This window comes from Bradyrhizobium sp. KZN70725 (assembly GCF_055264925.1).
In genome coordinates this window covers 86366-108801 of sequence record NZ_JBUYWT010000021.1, presented here as the reverse complement: position 1 = coordinate 108801, position 22436 = coordinate 86366, and the positions used below count along the sequence as shown (strand labels likewise).

At 66.0% G+C, this 22436-nt stretch carries 17 protein-coding genes; 5 read left to right on the top strand and 12 right to left on the bottom strand.

Annotation, left to right across the window (positions count from 1 at the left end; all coding sequences use genetic code 11):
* Positions 1–57: 57 nt before the first annotated feature.
* From murJ to ACZBJS_RS21285, 4 genes are all read right to left on the bottom strand, one after another.
* Positions 58–1587 (bottom strand): murein biosynthesis integral membrane protein MurJ, encoded by a 1530-nt coding sequence (gene murJ, locus ACZBJS_RS21300; RefSeq protein ID WP_316397634.1) that lies wholly within the window; start codon positions 1585–1587, stop codon positions 58–60.
* A 43-nt stretch (positions 1588–1630) separates the two neighbouring features.
* Complete coding sequence (locus ACZBJS_RS21295) at positions 1631–2782, bottom strand: DegT/DnrJ/EryC1/StrS family aminotransferase (protein ID WP_225644525.1); 1152 nt, start codon at positions 2780–2782, stop codon at positions 1631–1633.
* A 30-nt stretch (positions 2783–2812) separates the two neighbouring features.
* Positions 2813–3829: a Gfo/Idh/MocA family oxidoreductase gene (locus tag ACZBJS_RS21290; RefSeq protein WP_463439114.1), complete on the bottom strand. Its 1017-nt coding sequence runs from the start codon at positions 3827–3829 to the stop codon at positions 2813–2815.
* A 250-nt stretch (positions 3830–4079) separates the two neighbouring features.
* A complete protein-coding gene (locus ACZBJS_RS21285) occupies positions 4080–5492 on the bottom strand; it encodes a mannose-1-phosphate guanylyltransferase/mannose-6-phosphate isomerase (protein ID WP_253589836.1) in 1413 nt (470 codons plus the stop codon).
* 352 nt (positions 5493–5844) lie between these two features.
* Here ACZBJS_RS21285 and ACZBJS_RS21280 point away from each other — a divergent pair, with 352 nt between their 5' ends.
* Both ACZBJS_RS21280 and ACZBJS_RS21275 read left to right on the top strand, forming a co-directional pair.
* Positions 5845–6831, top strand: a complete 987-nt coding sequence (locus tag ACZBJS_RS21280; protein WP_463439113.1) for a lysylphosphatidylglycerol synthase transmembrane domain-containing protein — start codon at positions 5845–5847, stop codon at positions 6829–6831.
* Between the two features lie 10 nt (positions 6832–6841).
* Entirely contained in the window at positions 6842–7852 is a 1011-nt protein-coding gene (locus tag ACZBJS_RS21275) for an MraY family glycosyltransferase (RefSeq protein ID WP_463439112.1), read from the top strand.
* Positions 7853–7857: 5 nt separating this feature from the next.
* On the opposite strand, the gene ACZBJS_RS21270 is transcribed toward ACZBJS_RS21275, so the two are convergent.
* From ACZBJS_RS21270 to rfaD, 6 genes are all read right to left on the bottom strand, one after another.
* Positions 7858–8799, bottom strand: a complete 942-nt coding sequence (locus ACZBJS_RS21270) for an NAD-dependent epimerase/dehydratase family protein (protein ID WP_253639423.1) — start codon at positions 8797–8799, stop codon at positions 7858–7860.
* Complete coding sequence (locus tag ACZBJS_RS21265; RefSeq protein WP_141340693.1) at positions 8796–10010, bottom strand: glycosyltransferase family 4 protein; 1215 nt, start codon at positions 10008–10010, stop codon at positions 8796–8798. The genes ACZBJS_RS21270 and ACZBJS_RS21265 overlap by 4 nt, the downstream gene beginning before the upstream one ends.
* A 48-nt stretch (positions 10011–10058) precedes the next feature.
* The gene (locus tag ACZBJS_RS21260) at positions 10059–11972 is read right to left on the bottom strand and encodes an SDR family NAD(P)-dependent oxidoreductase (RefSeq protein ID WP_463439111.1); all 1914 of its coding nucleotides are present in this window, start codon (positions 11970–11972) and stop codon (positions 10059–10061) included.
* Positions 11973–12057: 85 nt separating this feature from the next.
* Complete coding sequence (locus tag ACZBJS_RS21255; protein WP_463439110.1) at positions 12058–13338, bottom strand: O-antigen ligase family protein; 1281 nt, start codon at positions 13336–13338, stop codon at positions 12058–12060.
* A gap of 8 nt (positions 13339–13346) precedes the next feature.
* Positions 13347–14819: a D-glycero-beta-D-manno-heptose-7-phosphate kinase gene (gene rfaE1, locus ACZBJS_RS21250; protein WP_456855705.1), complete on the bottom strand. Its 1473-nt coding sequence runs from the start codon at positions 14817–14819 to the stop codon at positions 13347–13349.
* A gap of 18 nt (positions 14820–14837) precedes the next feature.
* Positions 14838–15818, bottom strand: coding sequence for an ADP-glyceromanno-heptose 6-epimerase (gene rfaD, locus ACZBJS_RS21245; RefSeq protein ID WP_229159032.1), 981 nt, complete (start codon positions 15816–15818; stop codon positions 14838–14840).
* Between the two features lie 135 nt (positions 15819–15953).
* Between rfaD and waaF the strand changes: the two genes are divergently transcribed.
* Complete coding sequence (gene waaF, locus ACZBJS_RS21240) at positions 15954–17018, top strand: lipopolysaccharide heptosyltransferase II (protein WP_225644505.1); 1065 nt, start codon at positions 15954–15956, stop codon at positions 17016–17018.
* On the opposite strand, the gene ACZBJS_RS21235 is transcribed toward waaF, so the two are convergent.
* Positions 17000–18040 (bottom strand): glycosyltransferase family 4 protein, encoded by a 1041-nt coding sequence (locus ACZBJS_RS21235; RefSeq protein WP_463439120.1) that lies wholly within the window; start codon positions 18038–18040, stop codon positions 17000–17002. The two genes, waaF and ACZBJS_RS21235, sit on opposite strands and share 19 nt — an antisense overlap.
* A gap of 138 nt (positions 18041–18178) precedes the next feature.
* Here ACZBJS_RS21235 and galE point away from each other — a divergent pair, with 138 nt between their 5' ends.
* Together galE and ACZBJS_RS21225 are read left to right on the top strand one after the other, a co-directional pair.
* The gene (galE, locus tag ACZBJS_RS21230; RefSeq protein ID WP_463439109.1) at positions 18179–19192 is read left to right on the top strand and encodes a UDP-glucose 4-epimerase GalE; all 1014 of its coding nucleotides are present in this window, start codon (positions 18179–18181) and stop codon (positions 19190–19192) included.
* A gap of 109 nt (positions 19193–19301) precedes the next feature.
* Positions 19302–21113 carry an ABC transporter ATP-binding protein gene (locus ACZBJS_RS21225; protein ID WP_463439108.1) on the top strand — a complete coding sequence of 604 codons (1812 nt, stop codon included), beginning with the start codon at positions 19302–19304 and terminating at the stop codon, positions 21111–21113.
* A 6-nt stretch (positions 21114–21119) separates the two neighbouring features.
* Here the strand turns inward: ACZBJS_RS21225 and ACZBJS_RS21220 are convergent, their stop codons facing one another.
* Positions 21120–22298 carry a dipeptidase gene (locus tag ACZBJS_RS21220; protein WP_463439107.1) on the bottom strand — a complete coding sequence of 393 codons (1179 nt, stop codon included), beginning with the start codon at positions 22296–22298 and terminating at the stop codon, positions 21120–21122.
* Between the last annotated feature and the right edge of the window lie 138 nt (positions 22299–22436).

The following is a 22436-nucleotide window of genomic DNA, read 5'->3' as shown; positions in this document are numbered from 1 at the left end:
ACAGCGCGCGGCGCTATCACACAGCGGCCTCCTATGCATTTGATTTGACAGGTAAAACTATACGCGGCGGAGCGCGAACAGCCAGCCGCGGCCGAACAGCATGAGGATCAGGAGGGCGTAGACGAAGACGCCGACCGCAATCAGCAGCAGCAGGATCAGTTCGTCGCGAAAGATCTGCATCGGCGCGAACCACACATAAGCGAAATGCGAGGTCAGCCACAGTGCGACCGCGAGCAGCACGCCGCACAGCGCGAAGGTGCCGAACGAGCGGATCAGCGCGCGATCGAGCGCGAGGTAGCCGCGGCGCACGGCAAACGTCAGCACCAGCAGCAGATTGACCCAGGCCCCGACCGCGGTCGCGAGCGCGAGGCCGACCTGCGCCAGCGTGCCGACCAGCGCGATCTTCAGCGCGACGTTGACCGCGACCCCGGTCAGCGCCGCTTTCACCGGGGTTGCGGTGTCCTTGCGAGCGTAGAAGGTCGCGACCGCGCTGCGGATCATCACGAAGGGAATGAGCCCCACCGCATAGGCCGCGAGCGTGGCCCCGGCGCTTGCCGCATCGGCCTTGGAGAACGCGCCGCGGGCGAACATCGCGCGCATGATCGGATCGGCGACCGTCAGGAACGCCGCCACGAACGGCACCGAGAACAGCAGCGTGAAATCGAAGGCGCGGCGCTGCGCGGCCATCGCGCCGGCGTGATCGTCGGCGCTCAGGCGCCGCGACATCTCCGGCAGCAGCACGGTGCCGATCGCGATCCCGATCACGCCGATCGGCAATTGATTGAGGCGGTCGGCATAATACAGCGCCGACAGCGCGCCGGCGGGCAGGAAGGTCGCGATGATGGTGTCGGCGAACAGCGCCACCTGGGTGCCCATCGAGCCCAGCGTCGCCGGTCCCAGCGCGCGGAAGAAGCCGCGAACGTCCTCGTCGAGCTTCAACGGCGCGAACCGCGGCAGGCCGCCATGGCGCGCGAGGTCGCCAGCGAGCAGGAAGAATTGCAGGAAGCCCGAGATCAAGACGCCCCAGGCCGCGGCATGGCCCGCGCTCGGGAAGAACGCCGCGAGCGCCAGCGTCATCATCATGGCGAGGTTGAGGAAAATCGGCGCCGCGGCAGCGCTGGCGAAGCGATGCATCACATTGAGCATGCCGCCATAGAGCGTCACCAGCGTGATCAGCAGCAGATAGGGAAAGGTGATCCGCGTCAGCTCGATCGCGAGCTTGCGCTGCGCCGCGTCCTCGGTGAAGCCCGGCGCGAGGATGCTCATCGCCTGCGGCATGAACGCCATCGCCACGACAAGCAGGATCACCTGCGAGGCGAACAGCAGCGTGAAGATGCGGTCGGCGAACAGCCGCGCCGACGCCTCGCCGCGCTCGCCATGGACATGGGCATAGGCCGGCACGAACGCGGCGTTGAAGGCGCCTTCGGCAAAGATCGCGCGGAAATGATTGGGCAGCCGCAGCGCCACGAAGAAGGCGTCGGCAACCGGCCCGGCACCGAGGATCGCCGCGAGCATGATGTCGCGCGCGAACCCGGTGACCCGCGATAGCAGGGTATAGCCGCCGACGGTGAAGATGCGCCCAAGCATGCGCTGCTTCTAGCGCATGATTGCGGTCTGAAAAAGTTTCCTATCAGGCTGAAAGCGCGCTGCGCACAGCCGCGATGACGCGGTCCTGGGCCGCCTCGTCGAGATAGGCGTGCATCGGCAGGCTGATGACGTCGTCGGAGAGGCTTTCGCTGATCGCTAGGCCGCCGTCGGCGACCGGGAAATCACGGTAAGCGGTCTGCTGGTGCATCGACTTCGTGTAGTAGATCGCCGTCGGAATGCCTTGGGTCTTCAGCGTCGAGGCAAAGGCATCGCGGTCGGCCCCTTTCGGCAGGCGGATTGTGTATTGCGCCCACACCGAGGTGCAACCTGGCGCAAGGCGAGGCACGGTCACGATATTGCCGAGTCCGCGCGCGTAGCGCTCCGCCACTTGGTTGCGTGCCACGATCTCGTCGTCAAAAATCTTCAGCTTCTCGAGCAGGATCGCGGCCTGCATGGTATCGAGCCGCCCGGTGAGGCCGAGGCGGACATTGTCATATTTGTCCGAGCCTTGCCCGTGCACACGGATGCTGCGTAGCGCGTTCGCAAGTTCGTCGTCATTGGTAAAGATCGCGCCGCCATCGCCGAAACAGCCGAGCGGCTTTGCCGGGAAGAAACTGGTCGCGGTCGCAAGCCCGAAGGTGCCGAGCTTGCGGCCCTTGTAACTCGCGCCAAAGCCCTGGGCGGCGTCGTCGAGCACGAACAGGCCTTCGGCTTCGGCAACCGCAGCCACCGCGTCATGATCGGCGCTCTGGCCGAACAAATCCACTGGAATGACACCAACCGGCTTTAGGCCACGCGACATCGCGGTGGCGACCCCGCGCTTGAGCGAATTGATATCGATATTGAATGTCGTCTCGTCCACATCGACGAAGAGGGGTGTCGCGCCGGTGAGCGCTACCGCTTCGCCGGTCGCGCAGAACGTGAAAGACGGGCACAGCACGGCGTCACCCGGCCCGACATTCTTCGCCATCAGGACCATCAAGAGCGCGTCAGTGCCGCTGGAACAGCTCACCACATGCTTTGCGCCGCTATAGTCCGCCAGCGCCTTCTCCAGCGCGGTCACTTCCGGGCCATTGACGAATTGGCAATGGTTGAGCACGCGGGCGACTGCATCATCGACCGATTTGCCGAGCCGCTGGCGCTGCGCGGCAATGTCTATGAAGGGAACAGGCTCTGGACGCATGTGCTGGTTCATGAAGCTTTCGCGCGTGTTTTCAAGTTGCAATTAGCTGGCGATGCGGCGCGGCCCCTTGCGCATCGTCGAGGCGGCGGGCCGCGCGGGCGATTCCAGGCAGCGGATCGCGATCTCGAGGCTCGCCACGCCCTCGTCGCCGGACACCGCCGGCAGCTTGTCGCCGCGTACGGCATCGAGGAAGGCGATCAGTTCGGCGCGCAGCGGCTCGTCATGCCCGACCGGCAGGTGACGCATCGAATAGCTGCCGTCCGGCTTGAAGCCGAAACATTCGGTGACCTGACGCGTGAGCAGATCGCCCATCACATACTTGCCGCGGGTTGCGACCGTCACGTTGCGCGCCTTGAACGGCGTCAGCCAGTTGGTGTTGATGTGGGCGAGCACGCCGGAAGCGGTACGGAACTGCAGCAGCGCGATGTCCTCGCGCTCGGCGACGGCGCTCGAGAGCTGCGGCTGCACCTCGACGATGTCGGACTCGGTGAACCAGCGGATCAGGTCGATGTCGTGCACGGCAAGATCGATCACGACGCCGACATTGGACATTCGCGGCGGGAACGGGCCGACCCGGGTGATGCCGATCGATAGGATGTCCTCGCCCGAGATCGCCTTCTTGATCGCGGCGACCGCCGGATTGAAACGCTCGACATGGCCGACCATCAGCGTGACGCCGGCCCGCTCGGCGGCCGCGATGATCTCGCGGCCCTCCTCGACCGTGGATGCGACCGGCTTCTCGACCAGGATGTGAATGTTGCGCGCGATACAGGCGAGCGCGATCTCGTGATGCAGATGGGTGGGAGCTGCGATCGTCACCGCATCGATGCCCTCGGCGAACAGCTGATCGAGGCTTTCGAAGGCGCGGCAGCCGACCAGGTCGATGGCGCGGGTGCGATGTTCCGGCAGCGGATCGACGATGCCGATCAGCAGCACCCCGGGCAGTCCGGCCAGCACGCGGGCATGGTTGCTGCCCATCACGCCGGCGCCGATCACGCCGACGCGCAATGCGCGGCCGATATCGGCTTTCGCGCCGGCCGCGGACACTTTTGCATTCATATCGTAGACCCCAAGTAACGTTCTGGCGGTTGTCCCGGCTTCTCAGGGAGCCATCCCGGCTCCGAGGGAATCAGCACCAAGGCCCCTCTGCCCGATCCGCGCCTTTGGCGCAAATCACGACCCGCTTCGTTGGCAGCCGCTATAGCACGGCGTCACAAATGTGGCGAATGCCAACGGCGAAATCCGGACACGTTTTGATTCAAAGAGTTACATCGCCCGCGACTCGATCTTCAGCGCGGGCCCGTTCGCCTCAGGTGCGCCGATAGTCATCCTCGATGCGGATGATGTCGTCCTCGCCGAGGTAGCTGCCGGTCTGCACCTCGATCAGCTCGAGCTGGATCTTGCCCGGATTCTCCAGCCGGTGCACCGCGCCGATCGGGATGTAGATCGATTCGTTCTCGTGCACCGTCTTGATCAGCTCGTTGACGGTGACCTGCGCGGTGCCGCGCACCACGATCCAGTGCTCGGAGCGGTGATGGTGCTTCTGCAGGGACAGCCGTCCGCCCGGCTTGACGACGATACGCTTGACCTGGTGGCGATCGCCATTGTCGACCGACTGATAGGAGCCCCAGGGGCGATGTACCTTGATGTGGTTCTCGGTCACCTCCGGCGCCGCCACTTTCAATTTCGCGACCAGCCGCTTCAGCCCGTTGGCGTCCTTCTGGCGTGACACCAGCACGGCGTCCTGGGTCGCGACCACGACGAGATCGTCGACGCCTTCGAGCGCAACCAGCGCCCGGTCGGTCGAGACGTTACAATTGCGGGAGTCCTCGAACACCGCAGTGCCGCGCGCAGCGTTGCCGAGGCTGTCCTTGTCCGACAGCTCCCAGACCTGGCGCCACGAGCCGATGTCGGACCAGCCGCACGCCACCGGCACCACCGCGGCACGCGATGTCTTCTCCATGACCGCGTAATCGATCGAGATCGCCTTTGCCGCGCCGAAGGCCTGCGCATCGAGCTTGACGAAGCCGAGATCGCGCGCCGCCGACGCAACCGACTGCTCCACCGAGGCCACGCTGTCCGCATCGACATTGCGGTACTCGTCGAGCAGCACGCCGGCGCGGAACATGAAGTTGCCGCTGTTCCAGAGATAACCCGCATCGATATAGCCCGCCGCCGTCGCGGCATCCGGCTTCTCGACGAATTTCGCCACCGCGCGCACCTCGCCGGCGACCACCTCACCCGGGTTGATGTAGCCGTATTCGGTGGCCGGCCGCTCCGGCTTGACGCCGAACGTCACGATGCGGCCGGCGTCCGCAGCCACCAACCCGCCGCGGCACGCGGCGACGAAGGCCGCGGTGTCCCGCACAAGATGGTCGGCGGCCAGCGCCAGCACGATCGCTTCGCTGTCGCGGCTCTGCGCGAACGCCGCACCGGCCGCAATCGCCGGCCCCGAGTCGCGGCGCATCGGCTCCAGCAGCACGTCGGCCTCGCGGCCGATCTCGGCCAGCTGCTCCAGCACCATGAAGCGATAGGCCTCGTTGGTGATCACGATCGGACGCTCGAACAGGCCGGCGTCGGAGACTCGCAGCAGCGTCTCCTGGAAGGTCGAGCGGGTCCCGAACAGCGACAGGAACTGTTTCGGATGCACCTCGCGTGACGCCGGCCACAATCGCGTGCCTGCGCCGCCGCACATGATCAGGGGAATAATTCGTCGATCCATCGATGCCTCAAATCCTGTCGTGCAAGTCCTGTCGTATCCGCCTGCGGACGACACACCAAATCGGCCCGGGCTGTCGCGGCCGGCGGCCCTGTCGCCTCGGAAGCACTATCCAAGCAGTAGCACGCGCCCCCCGCGCGTCTGGTCGGATTTTACCGGTAACGTAAACCCCCGGTGAGTGGCCGGCCGTCCCCCGTTCCGGCCTCTTTAGCCACCCCTTCGCGCCTGCCGCAATAGGGACCAGTACGGGTATTGCCAGATCGGCGCGGAAACCATACCAAGGCGGCGAATTTGGGCGCGCGAAAGCGTTTTGCGCTGTTTTTGACACATTCTGAAACCTGGCAGCCGAACGGAAATGCGCCGAATCCTGCTTTCGACCGTCAAGATCCTGATCTCGGCAGCGCTGCTCTATTTCTCGCTGCGCAAGGTCAATCTGTACGACCTTGCCTCCCGTATCCAGGCCGAGAGCCTGGGCTGGCTCGGCCTCGCGATCGCGGTCACGTTCCTGCAGATCTTCCTCGGGGTGTTGCGCTGGCGGGAGATCAGCGTGGAGTGCGGAGCCCCGCTGGAGACAGGCCAGGCCATGCGCTTCAACATGATCGGCACCTTCTTCAACCAGACACTGCCGTCCTCGATCGGCGGCGACGCGGTCCGGCTTTGGCTCGTCGCGCGCGCCGGTGCGGGCTGGCGCGCAGCCACCTATTCGATTTTCGTCGACCGCGCGATCGGGCTGATCGCCCTCGCCGTCGTCATCGCCGCCACCCTGCCCTGGAGCTATCGGCTGATTTCTGATTCCCACGGCTGGATGGCGTTGCTGCTTCTCGACCTCGCCGCACTCGCGGCCGGATTTGGCTTCCTGCTGATCGGCGTGTTGCCTTGGGTCTGGCTGAAGCAATGGTGGGCGACGCATCACATCCACGCCTGCGCGGTCATCGCGAACCGGGTGTTGTTCAGCCGCAAGCGCGGATTGAGGGTCGCAATTCTCTCGATCGCCATTCACGTCGTGACCGTCGTGATCGCCTGGTGCGTGGTGAAATCGATCACCGCGCCCGTCACCTTCGGCCAGATATTCCAATTGTTGCCGCCGGTGATGCTGATCACGATGATGCCGATCTCGATCGCAGGCTGGGGCGTACGCGAGGCCACGATGGCGCTGGCCTTCGGCTACGCCGGATTGATCGCCAATGAAGGCGTCAACATCTCGCTGTTATTCGGCGCGGTATCGTTCGTGGTTGGCGTGTTTGGCGGCCTGGTCTGGATCCTGAGCCCAGAAAAGGCCGCCAAGGGCACAGAACCGATCGAAGTCCCGGGATCGCAATCGCGAGTCCCGGGATCGCAATAGCCGGACCAGAATGAGCGCTTTCGAAATCCTCCTGTCATTGATCGCGGCGGTTCTGGCTGCGTCGATCTCGGCTGTCCTGATCCAGGCGACGCGACCGCTGCTGCTGCGTGTGGCGCTGGCGAAGCCGAATGCGCGCTCGTCGCACCGTATTCCAACGCCGCAGGGTGCCGGCATCGCGGTCACGGCGGCGACGCTGCTGGCGGGCGGAATCGTCATCGTCCTGGCCGGATCGCAGAACCTGACTATTCCCTTCATCGTCTTCGCGGCCTGCCTGTTCATCGCGGTGGTGGGTTTTGCCGACGACATCCGCTCGCTGCCCGTCGTCCCGCGGCTGCTGCTGCAGGCCGCCGCCGTTGCGGCCGTGGTGTTTTCCGCGCCCGATGGTCTCAGGCTGGTTCCGGCCGGCCCGGTCTGGCTCGAACGCGGCCTGCTGCTGATCGCCGGCCTTTGGTTCGTGAACCTCGTCAACTTCATGGACGGGCTCGACCTGATGACCGCGGCCGAGGCTGTGCCGATCACCGTGGCGATCGCCCTGCTCGGCAGCTTCGGCTATCTCCCCGCAGCTCCCGCGCTGGTCGCGGCGGCGCTGTGCGGCGCGCTGCTCGGCTTCGCGCCGTTCAACCGACCGGTCGCAAGGATATTCCTCGGCGATGTCGGCAGCCTGCCGATCGGCCTGCTGCTCGGCTGGTGCCTGCTCGAGCTCGCCCTGCACCGGCAGTTCGCCGCCGCGCTGCTGCTGCCACTGTACTATTTGACGGATGCGACGGTCACGCTGTTTCGCCGCATGGCGCGGCGCGAGCCATTCTGGGCCGCGCATCGCTCGCACTTCTACCAGCGCGCGACCGACAACGGATTCTCGGTGTGGCACGTCGTCGGCGAGGTATTTGCGCTTAACGCGGTGCTGGCGCTGCTCGCATTCGCATCGGTCGCCCTCAATTCGCTCACCGCGGACATCGCGCTGCTGCTGGCCGGCGCGCTCGCCGTCGCCTGGCAGCTGCGGCGGTTCTCCCGACCGCTCTGATCGCCTCAGCTGTCCATTTGACGCAGCGCGCGCCGCAGCCCCTCGTCGAGGCTGATCGGCTGCTGCCATCCGGTGCCCGCGATCTTGGAAAGATCAAGCTCGAGCGAGGCGAACAGGCTGTCATAGGCTTCCTTGCGGCCGCTGATCCCGAGCGCCATCTTCAACAGCAGCGGCGGCAGCCAGAACAGACGCGGCGAGGTGTCCGCCGCCCGGGCCAGACGCTCGACGAATTCCCGCGTCGAAACCTGCTCGCGGTCAGCCACCAGGAACACGTCGAAATCATCTCCCGGGTGCGACAACCGGTGCAAGATGAACGACGCGAGGTTTTCCGCCGACAGGAACGCGCGGCGATTCTTCACATAAGCGAGCGGTAGCGGCAAGCCATTGAGCACCGCGCGCTTGAGCAGGGCGAAATTTCCCTTCGCACCGGCCCCGTAGATTAGCGGCGGCCTGATGACGGTCACCCTCATGCCGCTGCCCGGCACAATTTCCTTCAAGCCGACCTCGGCGGCCGCCTTCGAGTTTCCGTAGAGGCCGCGCGGCGTCAGGACATCGTCCTCGCGAAACGGAGGACGCCCGTAATTGCTGCGCCCATGCACCAGGATCGTGCTGACGAAAATGAAATCGCGAATGCCCGCAGCGACCGCGGACCGCGCCAAATGCAGCGTGCCCTCGATATTGACGTTGCGATAGAGCTCTATCGCGCGTTCGTCGGACTGCTGATGAACGCGGGCCGCAAGATGCACAACCGCCTCCACCCCGTCGAGCGCGGCGCGCCAATCGGTGGCGGGACTGAGCGAGCCGATCATCACGTCGTTTGCATCGCGCGGTGGAGTTCGCACCGCGCGTCGCACCACCCAGCCGCCGCGCGCCAGCGCGGGCACCACATGGCGGCCGACAAAGCCGCTGGCGCCCGTGACCAGAACCGTCCGGTGACCATTATTCATACCGTCCGCTCCACATCGCGATTGGATAGCAGCTCCCGGACCAGCGCAGCGTAGCTCGCGAGCGCCCGCTCGGGACTGAAGTTCCGCGCGGTCGCGACGGCGCGCTCGGCCATCGCGGCGTCCTGCGATCGCGACGCCAGGCGGATGGCTTCGGCGAGTTGATCGGGCCTTCCCGGCGTGACGACCCAGCCCAGCCGGTTTTCGCTGACGGTGAGCGCAGCCTCGGCCTCTGGCTCGGAGACGAGAATGACGGGCCGGCCGGCAGCGAGCAGATTGTAGAACCGGCTCGGCACCGACACGCCGGCGACATCCTTGCGATAGGGAATGAGCCAGACGTCTGCGCTGGAGAGCAGCGCATCCAGCTCGCTGTCCGCGACGCGGTCGACCAGCGTGACGTTGGCAAGCCGCGCGGTGGCCCGCAGCTCCTTGAGCCGCGCGAAGCCGATGCCCCACCCCGAGAGCAGAAAATGGATCTCGCCTTCGTCACGCAACAGCCGCGCGGCCTCGAACACGATGTCCGGATCGTGGGTGAAGCCGAGATTGCCGGACAGCCCGACGACGAAGCGCGCGGCGATGGCCTTGCGAAACGGATTGTCGGGGCTCACGGGACGGTTGCCGGGCGCGAGCGTGGCCCAGTTCGGGATGAACCTGATCTTGTCCTGTGTCATTCCGCCATAGCGCAGCAGCAGCTTCTCGGCGTCGCGGCCGATCACGATGACAGCGTTCAGGGCCCGGAACATCAGCGCGTTGATCGCGCGCATCGCCCGCGCGACCAGCGAGGACGGCCGCAGCAGCCCGGCCATCACCAGCACATCGGGAAACAGGTCGTGCAGGATCAGTGCCGACTTCGCCCCCTTCAACCTTGCCGCGGCGGCAACCGCATAGGGCAGCGCGAAGGGAGCGGTCACCGTCAGCGCCACGTCGCCCCGCTTCAGCCGCGACAACAGCGCAAAAAAGATCCGGCCGGTGAACAGCGCCTCGGCAAGCGCGCGCTTGATCAGCGCCGCCTTTCCAGGCAGCCAGTTCCTGATCTCGACGACGGCGGGACGCCCGGGCGCCGGCGCCCGCGCCGAGCCCGGCATCCCGGAGACCACCATCACCTCCGACTCCTGCGCGATCCGTTCGGCGATCGCAGACATGATCGCGGCGGTCGTGCTGTGGTCCGGCGGATAGTGCTGGCTGACGACCACGACTTTTCGAGAACTACGCATCAATGGCTTTCGAAACGGTCCTGTCTCGGCGTCCGCAGAACGGCGCGGTCAGGCGGCATTCGATCCGAACTCGGGCACGGCGTCCTGAAGGACGGCGCGGATGGTCACACGGTCATCTCTCTCGATCGCATCCTCCAGCGCCGCGAGCCACTTGCGCAGCGTCGACATCGGAGGCTGGTTCGGCTTGGCCGCCATGACGCCGGCGACCCCGATCTCGAGCGTCGGCTCCTGGCTTGCGAACAGGATCTCGTTCAGCCGCTCGCCGGGGCGGATGCCGCTGAATACGATCTCGACGTCGACGCCGGGTTGCAGGCCCGACAGACGGATCATCCGCTCGGCGAGATCGACGATCTTCACCGGTTGCCCCATGTTCAGCACATAGACCGAGACGTCAGGCCGCGCCGGCGTCACGGCGTGCGTCGCCGCGGTGATCACGAGATCGCAGGCCTCGCGGATCGTCATGAAGTAGCGAACCATGTCCGGATGGGTCACCGTGATCGGTCCGCCGGCCTCGATCTGCGCCTTGAATTTCGGCACCACCGATCCGTTGGACGCCAGCACATTGCCGAACCGCACCGAGATCAGCCGCATGTGCGGCTTGCCCTTTGCCTCGGTCATCAGGTCATGGTCCAGCGCCTGGCAATACATCTCGGCGAACCGCTTGGTCAGGCCCAGCATCGACACCGGCTCGATCGCCTTGTCGGTCGAGATCATCACCATCGCGCTCGCGCCCGCGGCATGCGCGGCGTCGGCCACGTTCACCGACCCGAAGATGTTGGTCTTGACCCCTTCGCTCCAGTCGCGCTCCAGGATCGGCACATGCTTGAGCGCCGCGGCATGGAACACGATGTCGGGCTTGAACTCGCTCATCAACCGCGTGATGCGCTCGCGATCTCGGATATCGGCGATCCGGCCCTCGATCTCGGGGCCGGAGTCGCGCGCGGACAGCGCCTCGGTGACCGCATAGAGCGCCGGCTCGGAATTCTCCACGACCAGGAGGCGCGCGGCGCCGAAGGTCGCGACCCGTTCGCAGATTTCGGCACCGATCGAGCCGCCGCCGCCGGTGACGATGACGGACTTGCCCCTCACCAGCGTCTCGAGCCGCGCGTAGTCGATCTTCTGGCTTGGGCGCAGCAGCAGGTCCTCGACGGCGACGTTGGTCAGTCGCGGCGCGTCGCCGCCCTCCAGCGACGGCAGGCGACTGACCATCACGCCGAGCCGCCTGGCGCGCATCAGCACGCTTTCCGGATGCGCTTCGGGTTCGAAGGCCGACGGTGTCATGACCACGCGCTTGATCGGCCGCTGGCGGGTCTCGAAATCCCGAATCACGGCCTCGATGTCGTCGACGCCGCCGACCACGGGAATGTTGCGGATCATCTGGCCGCGGTCCGCGTCCGACGGCGAGAGCACGCCGACCGGCCAGAGCCGCTTGATGGCGCCATTCTCGATGCCGCGCAGCACGACTTCGGCATCGGCCGTACGTCCGACCAGCAGCGCCGACGCGGCATTGTCGGATCGAGCATGCAGCCGCGTGCGCGAATAGCGGAAATAGCGGTAGCCGAGGCGCAACGCGCTCAGCGCGAACACCTCGAGGAAGAAGAACAGGATGATCGTGACCCGGCCGAGGAACACCGGGCTTTGCGAATTCGTTCCGGTGAAGAAGTAGACGTAGTCCAGCACGACCAGTGCCAGCGTCAGCACGGCTGCGACCCGCAGGATATTCACCGCGTCCGGCAGCGAGGTGAAGCGCCATTTCGCCGTGGTCAGATTGGAGAAATAGCTGACGAAAACGCTGAACAGCACGAACCAGCGCAGAATCAGCAGCAGATGCGGCAGTCGATCGGTAAGGAGGCTGCCCTCAAAACGCAGATAGAAGCTCGCCAGCAACGCAAACGTCGTCGCGAGCGCGTCATGCAGCAAAATCAGGAAGTTGCGCAGGGTAAATTGTGAAAGACGCGTCATCTAACGGACGGGTTGCCGGCAACTGGGAGTTTGCGGTGAGACATTTGGCAGGCTGATAGCGCATCTGCAGCGCCCTTGCCAGCGATCATGGATGAGCAGGAGGTTCGGGTTCCATATCGGCCCGCAATTGCCCCTTCAACGCCATGCCGCCCGCGACCCCGACGCCCAGTACATACATCCAGCCTTCGTGAAAGTCGAAGATGTGTGAATTAAACAACGAACTCGTAATATTCTGTACCACGACGAGAAGCCCGATCCAGTTGACGAGGCCGTCGCCGCGGAACAGCAAAAGGTGCAGGAGCCACATCGCATACAGGATCGCCACACCCACAATGCCCCACTGCACGGCGATGTTCAACGTTTGATTGTGAGGGTTGCCGATCACCTCGCCGGAGGCCTGGGTCACACCACCCGTTGCCACGCGCTCGAATAGGCCCCGGGTCGCTCCGGTGCCATGGCCGATGACCGGGGCCTCGGCGAAGAAGCCGAGCGACTTTCGCCAGAATTCGAGCCGCAGACCGACCGAGGTCGGCTCGTTGCGCTGCATGTAGAGCTTGTAGTCGCGCTGGAATGACTCGGCCGTCGAGCGCAATTGCGGCGAGCCATACCACGCCACCACGGCTAACGCAGCGGCCGCGCAAAGGATCAGGACGATGCTGCGCCAGCGCAGATGGAGCAGCGCGAACACCGCGAACATAATCGGAACCGTCACCAATGCAGTCCGCGACACCACCACCATCGCCATGTTGGCGAACAGGCTGAGCGCAATCGCAATCAGCAACATGGCCGGCAGGATGCGTTTGGCCCGCAGCAGCATCACGACCGGATAGGCCAGCGCGACCGCGCACAAGGTGAATTCCTGGCTCTGGTCGATGTAGTTCTTGACGAAAACTCCCTGCTCACCCGGCGCAGGCGCCCTCAGCGCGAGGTGCGGATAGGCAAGCACCAGCCAGGACATCAGCATCAACAGCGTGCAGGAGACCAGGAAAGCGACGAACACCCAGGTCCCGCGGGCCGAGCGCTGAAAATGATAGAGCAGGACCGGCAGCACGAGGAGCTTTGCGGTCGGCCCGACCGCGTAGAATCGCGCGCCCCAGGCCGCGTCCGACCAGAGCGTGCCGACAAGCGCGAGGCAAAACAACGCGACCGGCGCCAGGCAGATCGGCCGCTTCAGCAGCGCCCAGAACGCCTTCAGATCGACCGTCGGCGCAATCGCGATCAGCAGCACCACGCCGAAGATGCCGACCAGCGAGGTCGACCACGGCAGCGACAGCGCGATCAGGACCGCGACCACATCGGTCGCGGTCTGCCAGCGCGCCGGATCGCGCCAGGCCGGACACGCCGCGGCGCCTGCCGGGGATGCCATGCTTGCGCTCACGCCTTGCCCTCACGGGCCCGCGCAACCAGCGACGTCGTGCTGTGGCCGGGCAGGATCTCGACCAGCATCACCTCGCCGCCGGCGGCTTCGACGATCTCGTGGCCGACCACCTGCTCTCGGGTATAGTCGCCGCCCTTGACCAGCACGCTCGGCCGCACCTGCGTGATCAGATTGATCGGCGTGTCCTCCTCGAAGATCGCGACGAGGTCGACGGCTTCCAGCGCCGCCAGCACCTCGGCGCGGGCGCGCTCGTTCTGCACCGGACGCCCCTCGCCCTTCAGCCGCTTCACCGAGGCGTCGCTGTTCAGCCCGACGACGAGGCGATCACAGGCGCCGCGCGCGGCGGTCAGCACCTTGACGTGGCCGGGATGCAGGATGTCGAAGCAGCCATTGGTGAAGCCGATGCGCAGATCCTGCCTGCGCCACTCCTCGAGGCATGCATCGATGTCGCCGCCGGCCGGGACGATCTTCTCCTCGGCCGCCAGCGAAGCGTGCGGCAGGATCCTTCGGCGCAATTCGGCGGACTTGACGATCGCGGTACCGGTCTTGCCGACCGCAACCGCCGCCGCCGCGCTCGCGATCCGCAGCGCGCCTTCCCAGTCGGCGCCGCCCGCCAGCGCCAGCGCCAGCGCCGCGGCAACGGTATCGCCGGCGCCGGAGACGTCGCGTACCTTGACCGGCAGCGCCGGCACATGGATCGAACCGCCGCCCCGCGTCACCAGCGTCATGCCGCGCTCGCCCTGCGTCACCAGCATCGCCTCGCAATCCGCGAGGTACATCGCATCGGGCGCGGCCTGCGCGATGCTGTCCTGGCTGTCGGCGCGGCTGCGGGTCGCCTCGGCGAATTCCTTGCGGTTCGGCGTCAGCACGGTCGCGCCGCGATAGATCGCGAGATTGGCGCTCTTGGGGTCGACGATGACGCGCTTTTGCGCCTGGCGCGCCGCGTCGATCACATTGCGGATCACCCGCGCGGTGAGCACGCCCTTGGCGTAATCCGACAGCAGCACGATGTCGGCCCGCGCAAGCCGCGGCAGGATCGCATCGATCAGCTGCTGCTCGATGGCCGGCGCGGCCGGCGCGGCGAACTCCCAGTCGGAGCGCAGCATGTGGGTCGAGAATTGCTCGGAGACGAAGCGCACCTTGCGCGTGGTCGGACGGGCGGCGTCGCGCACCAGCACGGTCTCGATAGCTGGCTCCTTCGCCAGCGCCTCGGCCAGCACCGCGCCGGCGGCGTCCTCGCCGATCAGGCCGACGAAGATGCAGCGCCCGCCAAGCGCGGCGATGTTGCGCGCGACGTTGCCGGCGCCGCCGATATTGGTCTCGCTGCGCCTGACCGCGATCACCGGCGCCGGCGCCTCCGGCGAGATTCGCGACACCTCGCCGTAGACGAACTCGTCGAGCATGAGGTCGCCGACGCACAGCACGGTCTGGCCGGACATCGCACGCGAGATCGCTTCAAAATCGAACATCAGTCACCGTCATCCGCTCTAGCGATAGCGATCCGCGCGGTCGAGAAAGCCCTTCACATAGGCCCCGACTGCGTCTTCCAGGCGGGTGAAACCGCCATTGTATCCGGCGCGCCCGAGACGATCGACTACGCTCTGGGTGAAGTACTGGTAGCTGCCGCGAATCTGCTCGGGCATGTCGACATACTGGATGTTCGGCTCCAGCCCGAGCGCGCCATAGGCCGAGACGATCAGGTCCTTGAAGCTGCGCGCCTTGCCGGTACCGACATTGAACAGCCCGGAGACCCGCGGCGTCGCGATCAGCCACATCATCACCCGCACGACGTCGTCGACATAGATGAAGTCGCGGCGCTGATCCCCGTCGGCGATGCCCTCGCGATGAGACTTGAACAGCTGCACGACGCGGCCCGCCTTGATGTCGTCGAAGCGGCGCGCCAGCACGCTCATCATCGGGCCCTTGTGATATTCATTGGGGCCGAACACGTTGAAGAATTTCAGCCCGGCCCATTGCGGCGGCAAAGGCGCGCCCTTCGCCGCGCGCTCGGCGACCACAAGGTCGAACAGGTTCTTGCTCCAGCCGTACAGGTTCATCGGCCGCAGCCGCTTCAGCGCCTCGACCGATGCGTCATCGTCAAACCCCTGTTCGCCGTCGCCATAGGTCGCGGCCGAGGAGGCATAGATGAACGGCGTGGCATTTGCCGTGCACCAGTCGAGCAGCCGCATCGAGAGACGGAAATTGGTCTCGATCACCAAGTCGCCGTCGGTTGCCGTGGTCTCGGAGATGGCGCCGAGATGGATCACGGCGGTGAGCCGCCGCCCCTTCAGCCAGTCGCCAAGCTCGGCCGGCGGAACGACATCGGCAAGCTGGCGCTTGGCCAGGTTCCGCCACTTGCCGTCCTGCCCAAGCAGATCGCAGACCGCGACGTCGCTGCGCCCGGCGTCGTTCAACGCGGCCACGACGTTCGATCCGATAAAACCGGCGCCCCCGGTTACCAGAAACATGATGAAATCCCGCCAGATTCCTTTGCGGCCGTCAGCTTTGCCCCACTCCCGCGTCGCAGGCAACGACGGCTTTACCTCTCATCGCGAACCGGTTACCGACTTGGCCGCGCCCGACCGGCCTTGGCCTATTTAGAAATGAATATTGATTCAATATCTGATATCGAAACACAGGATACCGGGGATACCAGACCTATCCTCGTCGTGCCCTATGTTTGGATCGGCGATTTCGTGCGCGGCCACACCGTGGTCAGGGTGCTCCGCAAGCGTTGGCCGAACCGGCCGATCGACCTTCTGACGTCCAGGCTTTGCGCCCCTTTGGTCGATTATATGCCCGATGTTCGCGCCGGGATCGTGTCCGACCTGCCGCGCAGCCGGCTGGCGCTGGCCCAACAGCAGGCCCTCGCGGCCGAGCTTCGCCGACGGAACTACGCCACCGCGCTGGTGCTGCCGCGAACCTGGAAGGCCGCTCTCGCGCCGGCGCTGGCGGGCATCCCGGAACGGGTCGGCTTCTTTGGCGAGGTGCGATTCGGCCTGATCAACGCGATGCGATGGGGTGAAAAGCAGCAGCCGCGCTTCATCGACAAGAACGCGATCCTGGCGCTGCCCGACGGCGCCGCCCGCCCGCCGGAATGGCCCGTGCCACAGCTTCGGGTTCCCGCGGACGAAATCGAACGCTGGCGGCAGGCTAACGGCCTCGGCCGCGGTCCCGCCATCGCGCTCGGCCCCGGCTCGGTCGGCGCCTCGAAACGCTGGACCTATTATCCGGAGGCCGCGCGGCTGTTCGCCGAACATGGCTTCGACGTCTGGGTGGTCGGCGGCCCCGGCGAGAAGGCGCTGGCGCAGGAGATCGCGGCCGTCGGCGGCGCGCGGGTCCGCGACCTCACCGGCAGCGATCTGCGCAACGGCATCGTTGCGATGGCCGCGGCCAGCGTCGCTGTGACCAACGACTCCGGCCTGATGCACATCGCCGCCGCAATCGGCACGCCGACCATGGGCATCTTCGGCCCGACCGATCCTTATCTCTGGGCGCCCCTCAACGGCCTCGCCGCGACGGTGCTACAGACCAGGAGCAAGCTGTCGTGCCAGCCCTGCCAGCGCACGGTCTGCACCATGAACGATCATCGCTGCATGCGCGACATCGCCCCCGAAGAGGTCGTGGAGATTGCGCAGCGCGTGCTGGCTCAGGTCAGCGCGCGGTAGACCTTGGCGATCGCGTTCGCCTCGGCATCGAGGCTGAACTTATCCACAACTCGTTGCCGCGCCCGCGCCCCCATCGCCGCGGCCGTAGCCGGATCGCGCATCAAGGGCTCCAGCGCGGCCACCAGCGCATCGGCGTCGCCAGGCGGCGTCAGCACGCCGGTGACGCCGTCCTCGACGACGAACTCGGCGGCGCCCGCGCGCGCTGCCACCAGCGCCGCGCCCGCAGACATCGCCTCGATCAGGGTCAGGCCGAAACCTTCATTGCGCGAGGTGAAGGCGTAGATCGTCAGCCGCTGATACCAGCGCATGACGTCCTCGATGGGCAGTTCGCCCGTGATGATGATGCGCGATTGCAGGCCGGCGGCCTCGATCTTCCGCTTCAGCTCGTTGGCAAAGGCGAGTTGCTCCGGCACCACGGCGCCGACAACGACGGCGGTGAAATCGGGATAGCGCGGCAGCAGCCTGCACATCGCCTCGACGAAGACGTCGCTGCCCTTCTGCGCGCGCACCCGCCCGAAACAGCCGATCGCATAGCGTCCCGGCAATCCGCTCTCGGCGAAGGCGCTCGCGCGATCGGCCGGCGGCGCATAGCGGTCGGTGTCGACGCCGTGCATCACCACTGTCGCGTCGCGCTTCAGATAGGAGGCCGACAGCGGACTGGTGGCGATGATCGCATCCATGTTGCGAATCAGCCAGCGCGTCAGCCAGGTGTGATGGCGCTGCGCGGCCGAGGTGAAGATCAGTTTCAGCGGCCAGCCGAGCGCGCGCAGCGCGAGCCCGACGATCATCTCGTCGTTGCGCCGCGCATGCCAGATCAGCGGCGATGCGCGCCGCCACAGGTGCAGGAGATCGGCGAATCCGATCGCGTCGATGCCGTCGGGCCGATGCGAGCCGAGCCAGGCTGCGCGAAGCATTTTGGCGAGCTTCGGCGCGACCATGCGGTTGGTCGCGGTGACACCCGAATAGCGTCGGTGCAGATTGGGCACGATGAGCTCGAGCTCGCCGGCAGGTGTGTTCTCGATCGGCACTCAAGTCTCCGTTTCGTGCCAGTTCCTATACGCAACATTAAGCATAGTGGCCAGTTCGGCCGCGGCGAAGCCCCCTCTTCACCGCACTCCCGCTAGCATCACCGGTTAAAGAACATCGGGAGAGCTCTATCCATGACCGTGCTCGTGACCGGCGGCGCCGGCTATATCGGAAGTCACATGGTTCATGCGCTGGTCGATGCCGGCGAGAGCGTCGTCGTGCTCGACAACCTTTCCACCGGTTTCTCCGCGTTCCTGCCCGAAGGCGTGCCGCTGTTCATCGGCGATGCCGGCGACGAAAATCTCGTCGAGGGCGTGATCGCCCAGCACGGCATCGACAGCATCATCCATTTCGCGGGCTCCGTCGTGGTGCCGGACTCGATGCGCGATCCGCTCGGCTACTACCGCAACAACACCATGACGACCCGCAGCCTGCTCAACGCGGCGGTGAAGGGCGGCGTCAGCCGCTTCATCTTCTCCTCGACCGCGGCCGTCTACGGCAACCCGGACCAGGTGCCGGTGCCGGAGATCGCACCGACGCGTCCGCTATCGCCCTACGGCTCGTCGAAGCTGATGACCGAGATCATGCTGCACGACGTCGCATCCGCTCATGGCATGGGCTACGTCGTGCTGCGCTACTTCAACGTCGCAGGCGCCGACCCGAAGGGCCGCGTCGGCCTTGCCACCATCGGCGCCACCCATCTGCTCAAGATCGCGGTCGAGGCCGCGACCGGCCAGCGCGCCAAGATCGACGTGTTCGGCACCGACTATCCGACCCAGGACGGCAGCTGCATCAGGGATTTCATCCATGTCAGCGACCTCGTCGAGGCGCACCGCTCGGCGCTGTCCTATCTGCGTGCCGGCGGGCAATCGGTGACGATGAATTGCGGTTATGGCCGCGGCTATTCCGTGCTCGAGACGATCGAGGCGGTGCGCCGGGTCTCGATGCGCAATTTCGCGGTCGCCCACGCCGCGCGCCGGCCCGGCGACATCATGACCATGGTGGCCGACACGACAAGGATCCGTTCTCTGCTCGACTGGACGCCGCGCTACGATGATCTCGAGACCATCGCGAGCCACGCACTGGCCTGGGAGGAGAAGCTGTTCCGGGAGCGCGCCGGCTCCGCGCGACACGCGGAATCGGCCTAAAAAACAAACCGTTATCAAGCAGTTATTGTACTTGAAAAAGCCCCGCCAAGCGGGCAAGGAGGTCCCGCAACCCTGACGGCCGGCGCTGCCCGCCGTCAATGGAACGCGGATGGCCCAGTTTCCAAAGAAAATTACCGACGATCCCTATGGCGCGGCGATCCTGATTCGCCGCCTGGTCATGGAACAAGGGATTACCTATTGGCGGCGCTATCTGACGGCGTTCGCCCTGATGGCCATTGCGGCCGGCTCGACGGCCGGCGCCACCTACGTGCTCGGCCAGGTGATCAACCAGGCCTATGTCGACAAGAACATCCCCGGCATCGCCATGTTCGCCGGGATCACGGTGGTGCTGCTGTTCATCAAGGGCGTGGCGACCTACGGCCACATGGTGATCCTGAACAAGATCTCCAACGCCATCCTCGCCAGCAACCAGCGGCAACTATTCGCCAAGCTGATGAGCGAGAGCATCGGCTTCTTCTCGCAGCGGCACTCGTCGGAATTCCTGGCGCGGCTGACCGCCGGCGCCAAGTCGATCACCGACGTACTCAACATGCTGGTCAATGCGATCGGCCGCGACTTCCTGATGCTGATCAGCATGGTCGCCGTCATGGTCTGGCAGGACCCGCTGATGTCGTTCATCGGGCTCGTGGCGGTGCCGCCGGCGATGCTGATGCTGCGCAGGCTGGTGAAGCGGATCAAGGGGCTCGCCTACAACCAGTTCACCGGCACCGCTGACATCATGGAGACGATGCAGGAATCGCTGCAGGGCATCCGCACCGTGAAGGCGTTCACGCTGGAAGGCACCATGCAGCAGCGGATCGACGAGCACATCGCAACCGTCGAGAGCAATGCCAACAAGATGGCGCGCGTCGCCAACCGCTCCAATCCGCTGATGGAGATGCTCGGCGGCTTCGCGGTCGCCGGCTGCCTGATGTATGGCGGCTACAGCGTGGTGGCGCTCGGTTCCACCCCGGGCCAGTTCTTCACGTTCCTGACCGCCTTCCTGATGGCGACCGAGCCGGCCAAGCGGCTGGCGCGGCTCAACATCGATCTCAACAGCCAGCTGGTCGGCGCGCGGATGCTGCTCGAGGTGGTCGATAGCCCGGCGAGCGAACAGTCCGATGACGGCAAGCCGGCCCTGAAACTCTCCGACGCGCGGATCGAGCTGCGCGACGTCAGCTTCGCCTATCGGCCGGGCGAGCCGGTGCTGAACCGCATGAGCTTCGTGGCCGAGCCCGGCAAGGTGACCGCGCTGGTCGGCCCCTCCGGCGGCGGCAAATCAACCGTGCTGGCCTTGCTGCTTCGTTTCTACGAGACGCGCGAGGGCGACATCCTGATCGACGGACAGCCGATCTCGTCAGTGTCGCGCAAGTCGCTGCGGCAGCAGACCGCCTATGTCGGACAGGACGTCTATCTGTTCCGCGATACCATCCGTGCCAACATCGCCTTCGGCAAGCAGGGCGCCAGCGAGCAAGAGATCGTCGACGCCGCCAAGGCCGCCTGCGCGCACGACTTCATCATGAGCTTCCCGCTCGGCTACGACACGCCGGTCGGCGAGCACGGCACCCAGCTGTCCGGCGGGCAGCGCCAGCGCATCGCGGTCGCCCGCGCGCTGATCAAGAACGCGCCGATCATCCTGCTCGACGAGGCCACCGCCGCGCTCGACTCGGAGTCCGAAAAGCAGGTGCAGGAAGCGATCGAGCATCTCTGCCAGGGCCGCACCACGATCGTGATCGCGCACCGCCTGCACACCATCATGCATGCCGACGCGATCCTGGTGGTCGAGGGCGGCGAGATCGTCGAGCGCGGACGGCACGAGGAGCTGCTGCGCCGCGGCGGCCGCTACGCCTCGTTCTTCCGCCTGCAGCACCACCACGACCCGTCGCCGCTGGCGCTGGCGCCGATCAGCGCCACCGGCTAGGGCGTCTCACCCCTTCGGGGCCATGCCTGCGCGCAGCACGCGCAGGACATTGCCGCCCATGACCTTGCGGATGTCGTCCTCCGAGAACCCGCGCGACATCAGCGCCTGGGTCACGGCGACGATCTCGCTGGCATCGAAGCCCGTGGTGGTCGAGCCGTCGAAATCCGAGCCGAGGCCGACATGGTCGATTCCGACCAGGTCGCGGACATGGGCGATCGCCCGCGCGACGTCCTTCGGATCGAGCGAGCAGACCGCGCCCTGCCAGAAACCGATGCCGACCACGCCGCCGGTCCGCGCGACACCCCGGACTTCGTCGTCGGTGAGGTTGCGGTTGACCTTGCAGGTCGCCTGAACGCCGCCATGGCTCGAGACCACCGGGCGCGTCGCCATCGCCAGCACCTCGGCGACCGCCGCGTGGCTGGCATGCGCGAGGTCGACGATCATGCCCATCGCCTCCATCCGCTGCACCACCTGCCGGCCGAGCGGCGTCAGTCCGCCCTTTGCGACGCCATGCATTGAGCCTGCGACATCATTATCGAAGAAATGCGCGAGACCGGCCATTCTGAATCCGGCGGCATAGAGCACGTCGAGATTGGCGATGTTGCCCTCGATGTCCTGCAAACCTTCGATCGAAAGCATGCCGCCAACCACCGTCGCGCCGCTCTTGCGGTCGGCGAGCAGGCGGTCGAGGTCGGCCGGCGTTGCGATCAGGCGCAGCCGCCCGGCGGACTGTTCGGCGAAGCTCCGCAGTTTCTCGGCATGCCACAGCGAGCGCTGCAGCAACGAGAACCACGTCCGCGGCGGCTGCAGATCGATGATGGCGAGGTTGGTGATAGTGTCGGTATCGGCGCCGTTGGCATCATAGTTCTGGCCCTTGGGCGACTTGGTGACAGACGAGAACACCTGCAGCGCGTAGTGTCCCTCGATCAGGCGCGGCAGATCGATATGGCCGGGATCGGATCGCGCGATCAGGTCACGCTTCCACAGCAGGCTGTCCGCATGCATGTCCGCCACGTCGAGCGTCGCCTGCAAGGCCGTTGCGGCGGGCGTGATATCCTGCGCCACGCGCTGGACCCTGTTCTGCGCCCGGTCGATCCGCTCCGGGGCGACCGTGAAAAACCGAACGGCGGCGGCGATCAGGGCCACAACGATCAGCACCAGGCCGACCGAAAGCCATTTCCTCATGGACACCACCGCCATTGTCGACCAAAGGCGGCCGCGCTCGGCGGAAAGCTGGCCTCACCTCTGCGCCGGATGCAGCCGCGGCCACTAGCCCTGAGCGGCGTAAGCGCGTAAATACCGCCCGCGCTCCCTCCTTCAACC

Bases quoted from the DNA above. Each gene is read 5' to 3' on its own strand.
- murJ (WP_316397634.1), bottom strand. From the start codon at position 1,587: ATGCTTGGGCGCATCTTCACCGTCGGCGGCTATACCCTGCTATCGCGG.
- ACZBJS_RS21295 (WP_225644525.1), bottom strand. From the start codon at position 2,782: ATGAACCAGCACATGCGTCCAGAGCCTGTTCCCTTCATAGACATTGCC.
- ACZBJS_RS21290 (WP_463439114.1), bottom strand. From the start codon at position 3,829: ATGAATGCAAAAGTGTCCGCGGCCGGCGCGAAAGCCGATATCGGCCGC.
- ACZBJS_RS21285 (WP_253589836.1), bottom strand. From the start codon at position 5,492: ATGGATCGACGAATTATTCCCCTGATCATGTGCGGCGGCGCAGGCACG.
- ACZBJS_RS21280 (WP_463439113.1), top strand. From the start codon at position 5,845: ATGCGCCGAATCCTGCTTTCGACCGTCAAGATCCTGATCTCGGCAGCG.
- ACZBJS_RS21275 (WP_463439112.1), top strand. From the start codon at position 6,842: ATGAGCGCTTTCGAAATCCTCCTGTCATTGATCGCGGCGGTTCTGGCT.
- ACZBJS_RS21270 (WP_253639423.1), bottom strand. From the start codon at position 8,799: ATGAATAATGGTCACCGGACGGTTCTGGTCACGGGCGCCAGCGGCTTT.
- ACZBJS_RS21265 (WP_141340693.1), bottom strand. From the start codon at position 10,010: ATGCGTAGTTCTCGAAAAGTCGTGGTCGTCAGCCAGCACTATCCGCCG.
- ACZBJS_RS21260 (WP_463439111.1), bottom strand. From the start codon at position 11,972: ATGACGCGTCTTTCACAATTTACCCTGCGCAACTTCCTGATTTTGCTG.
- ACZBJS_RS21255 (WP_463439110.1), bottom strand. From the start codon at position 13,338: ATGGCATCCCCGGCAGGCGCCGCGGCGTGTCCGGCCTGGCGCGATCCG.
- rfaE1 (WP_456855705.1), bottom strand. From the start codon at position 14,819: ATGTTCGATTTTGAAGCGATCTCGCGTGCGATGTCCGGCCAGACCGTG.
- rfaD (WP_229159032.1), bottom strand. From the start codon at position 15,818: ATGTTTCTGGTAACCGGGGGCGCCGGTTTTATCGGATCGAACGTCGTG.
- waaF (WP_225644505.1), top strand. From the start codon at position 15,954: ATGAATATTGATTCAATATCTGATATCGAAACACAGGATACCGGGGAT.
- galE (WP_463439109.1), top strand. From the start codon at position 18,179: ATGACCGTGCTCGTGACCGGCGGCGCCGGCTATATCGGAAGTCACATG.
- ACZBJS_RS21225 (WP_463439108.1), top strand. From the start codon at position 19,302: ATGGCCCAGTTTCCAAAGAAAATTACCGACGATCCCTATGGCGCGGCG.
- ACZBJS_RS21220 (WP_463439107.1), bottom strand. From the start codon at position 22,298: ATGAGGAAATGGCTTTCGGTCGGCCTGGTGCTGATCGTTGTGGCCCTG.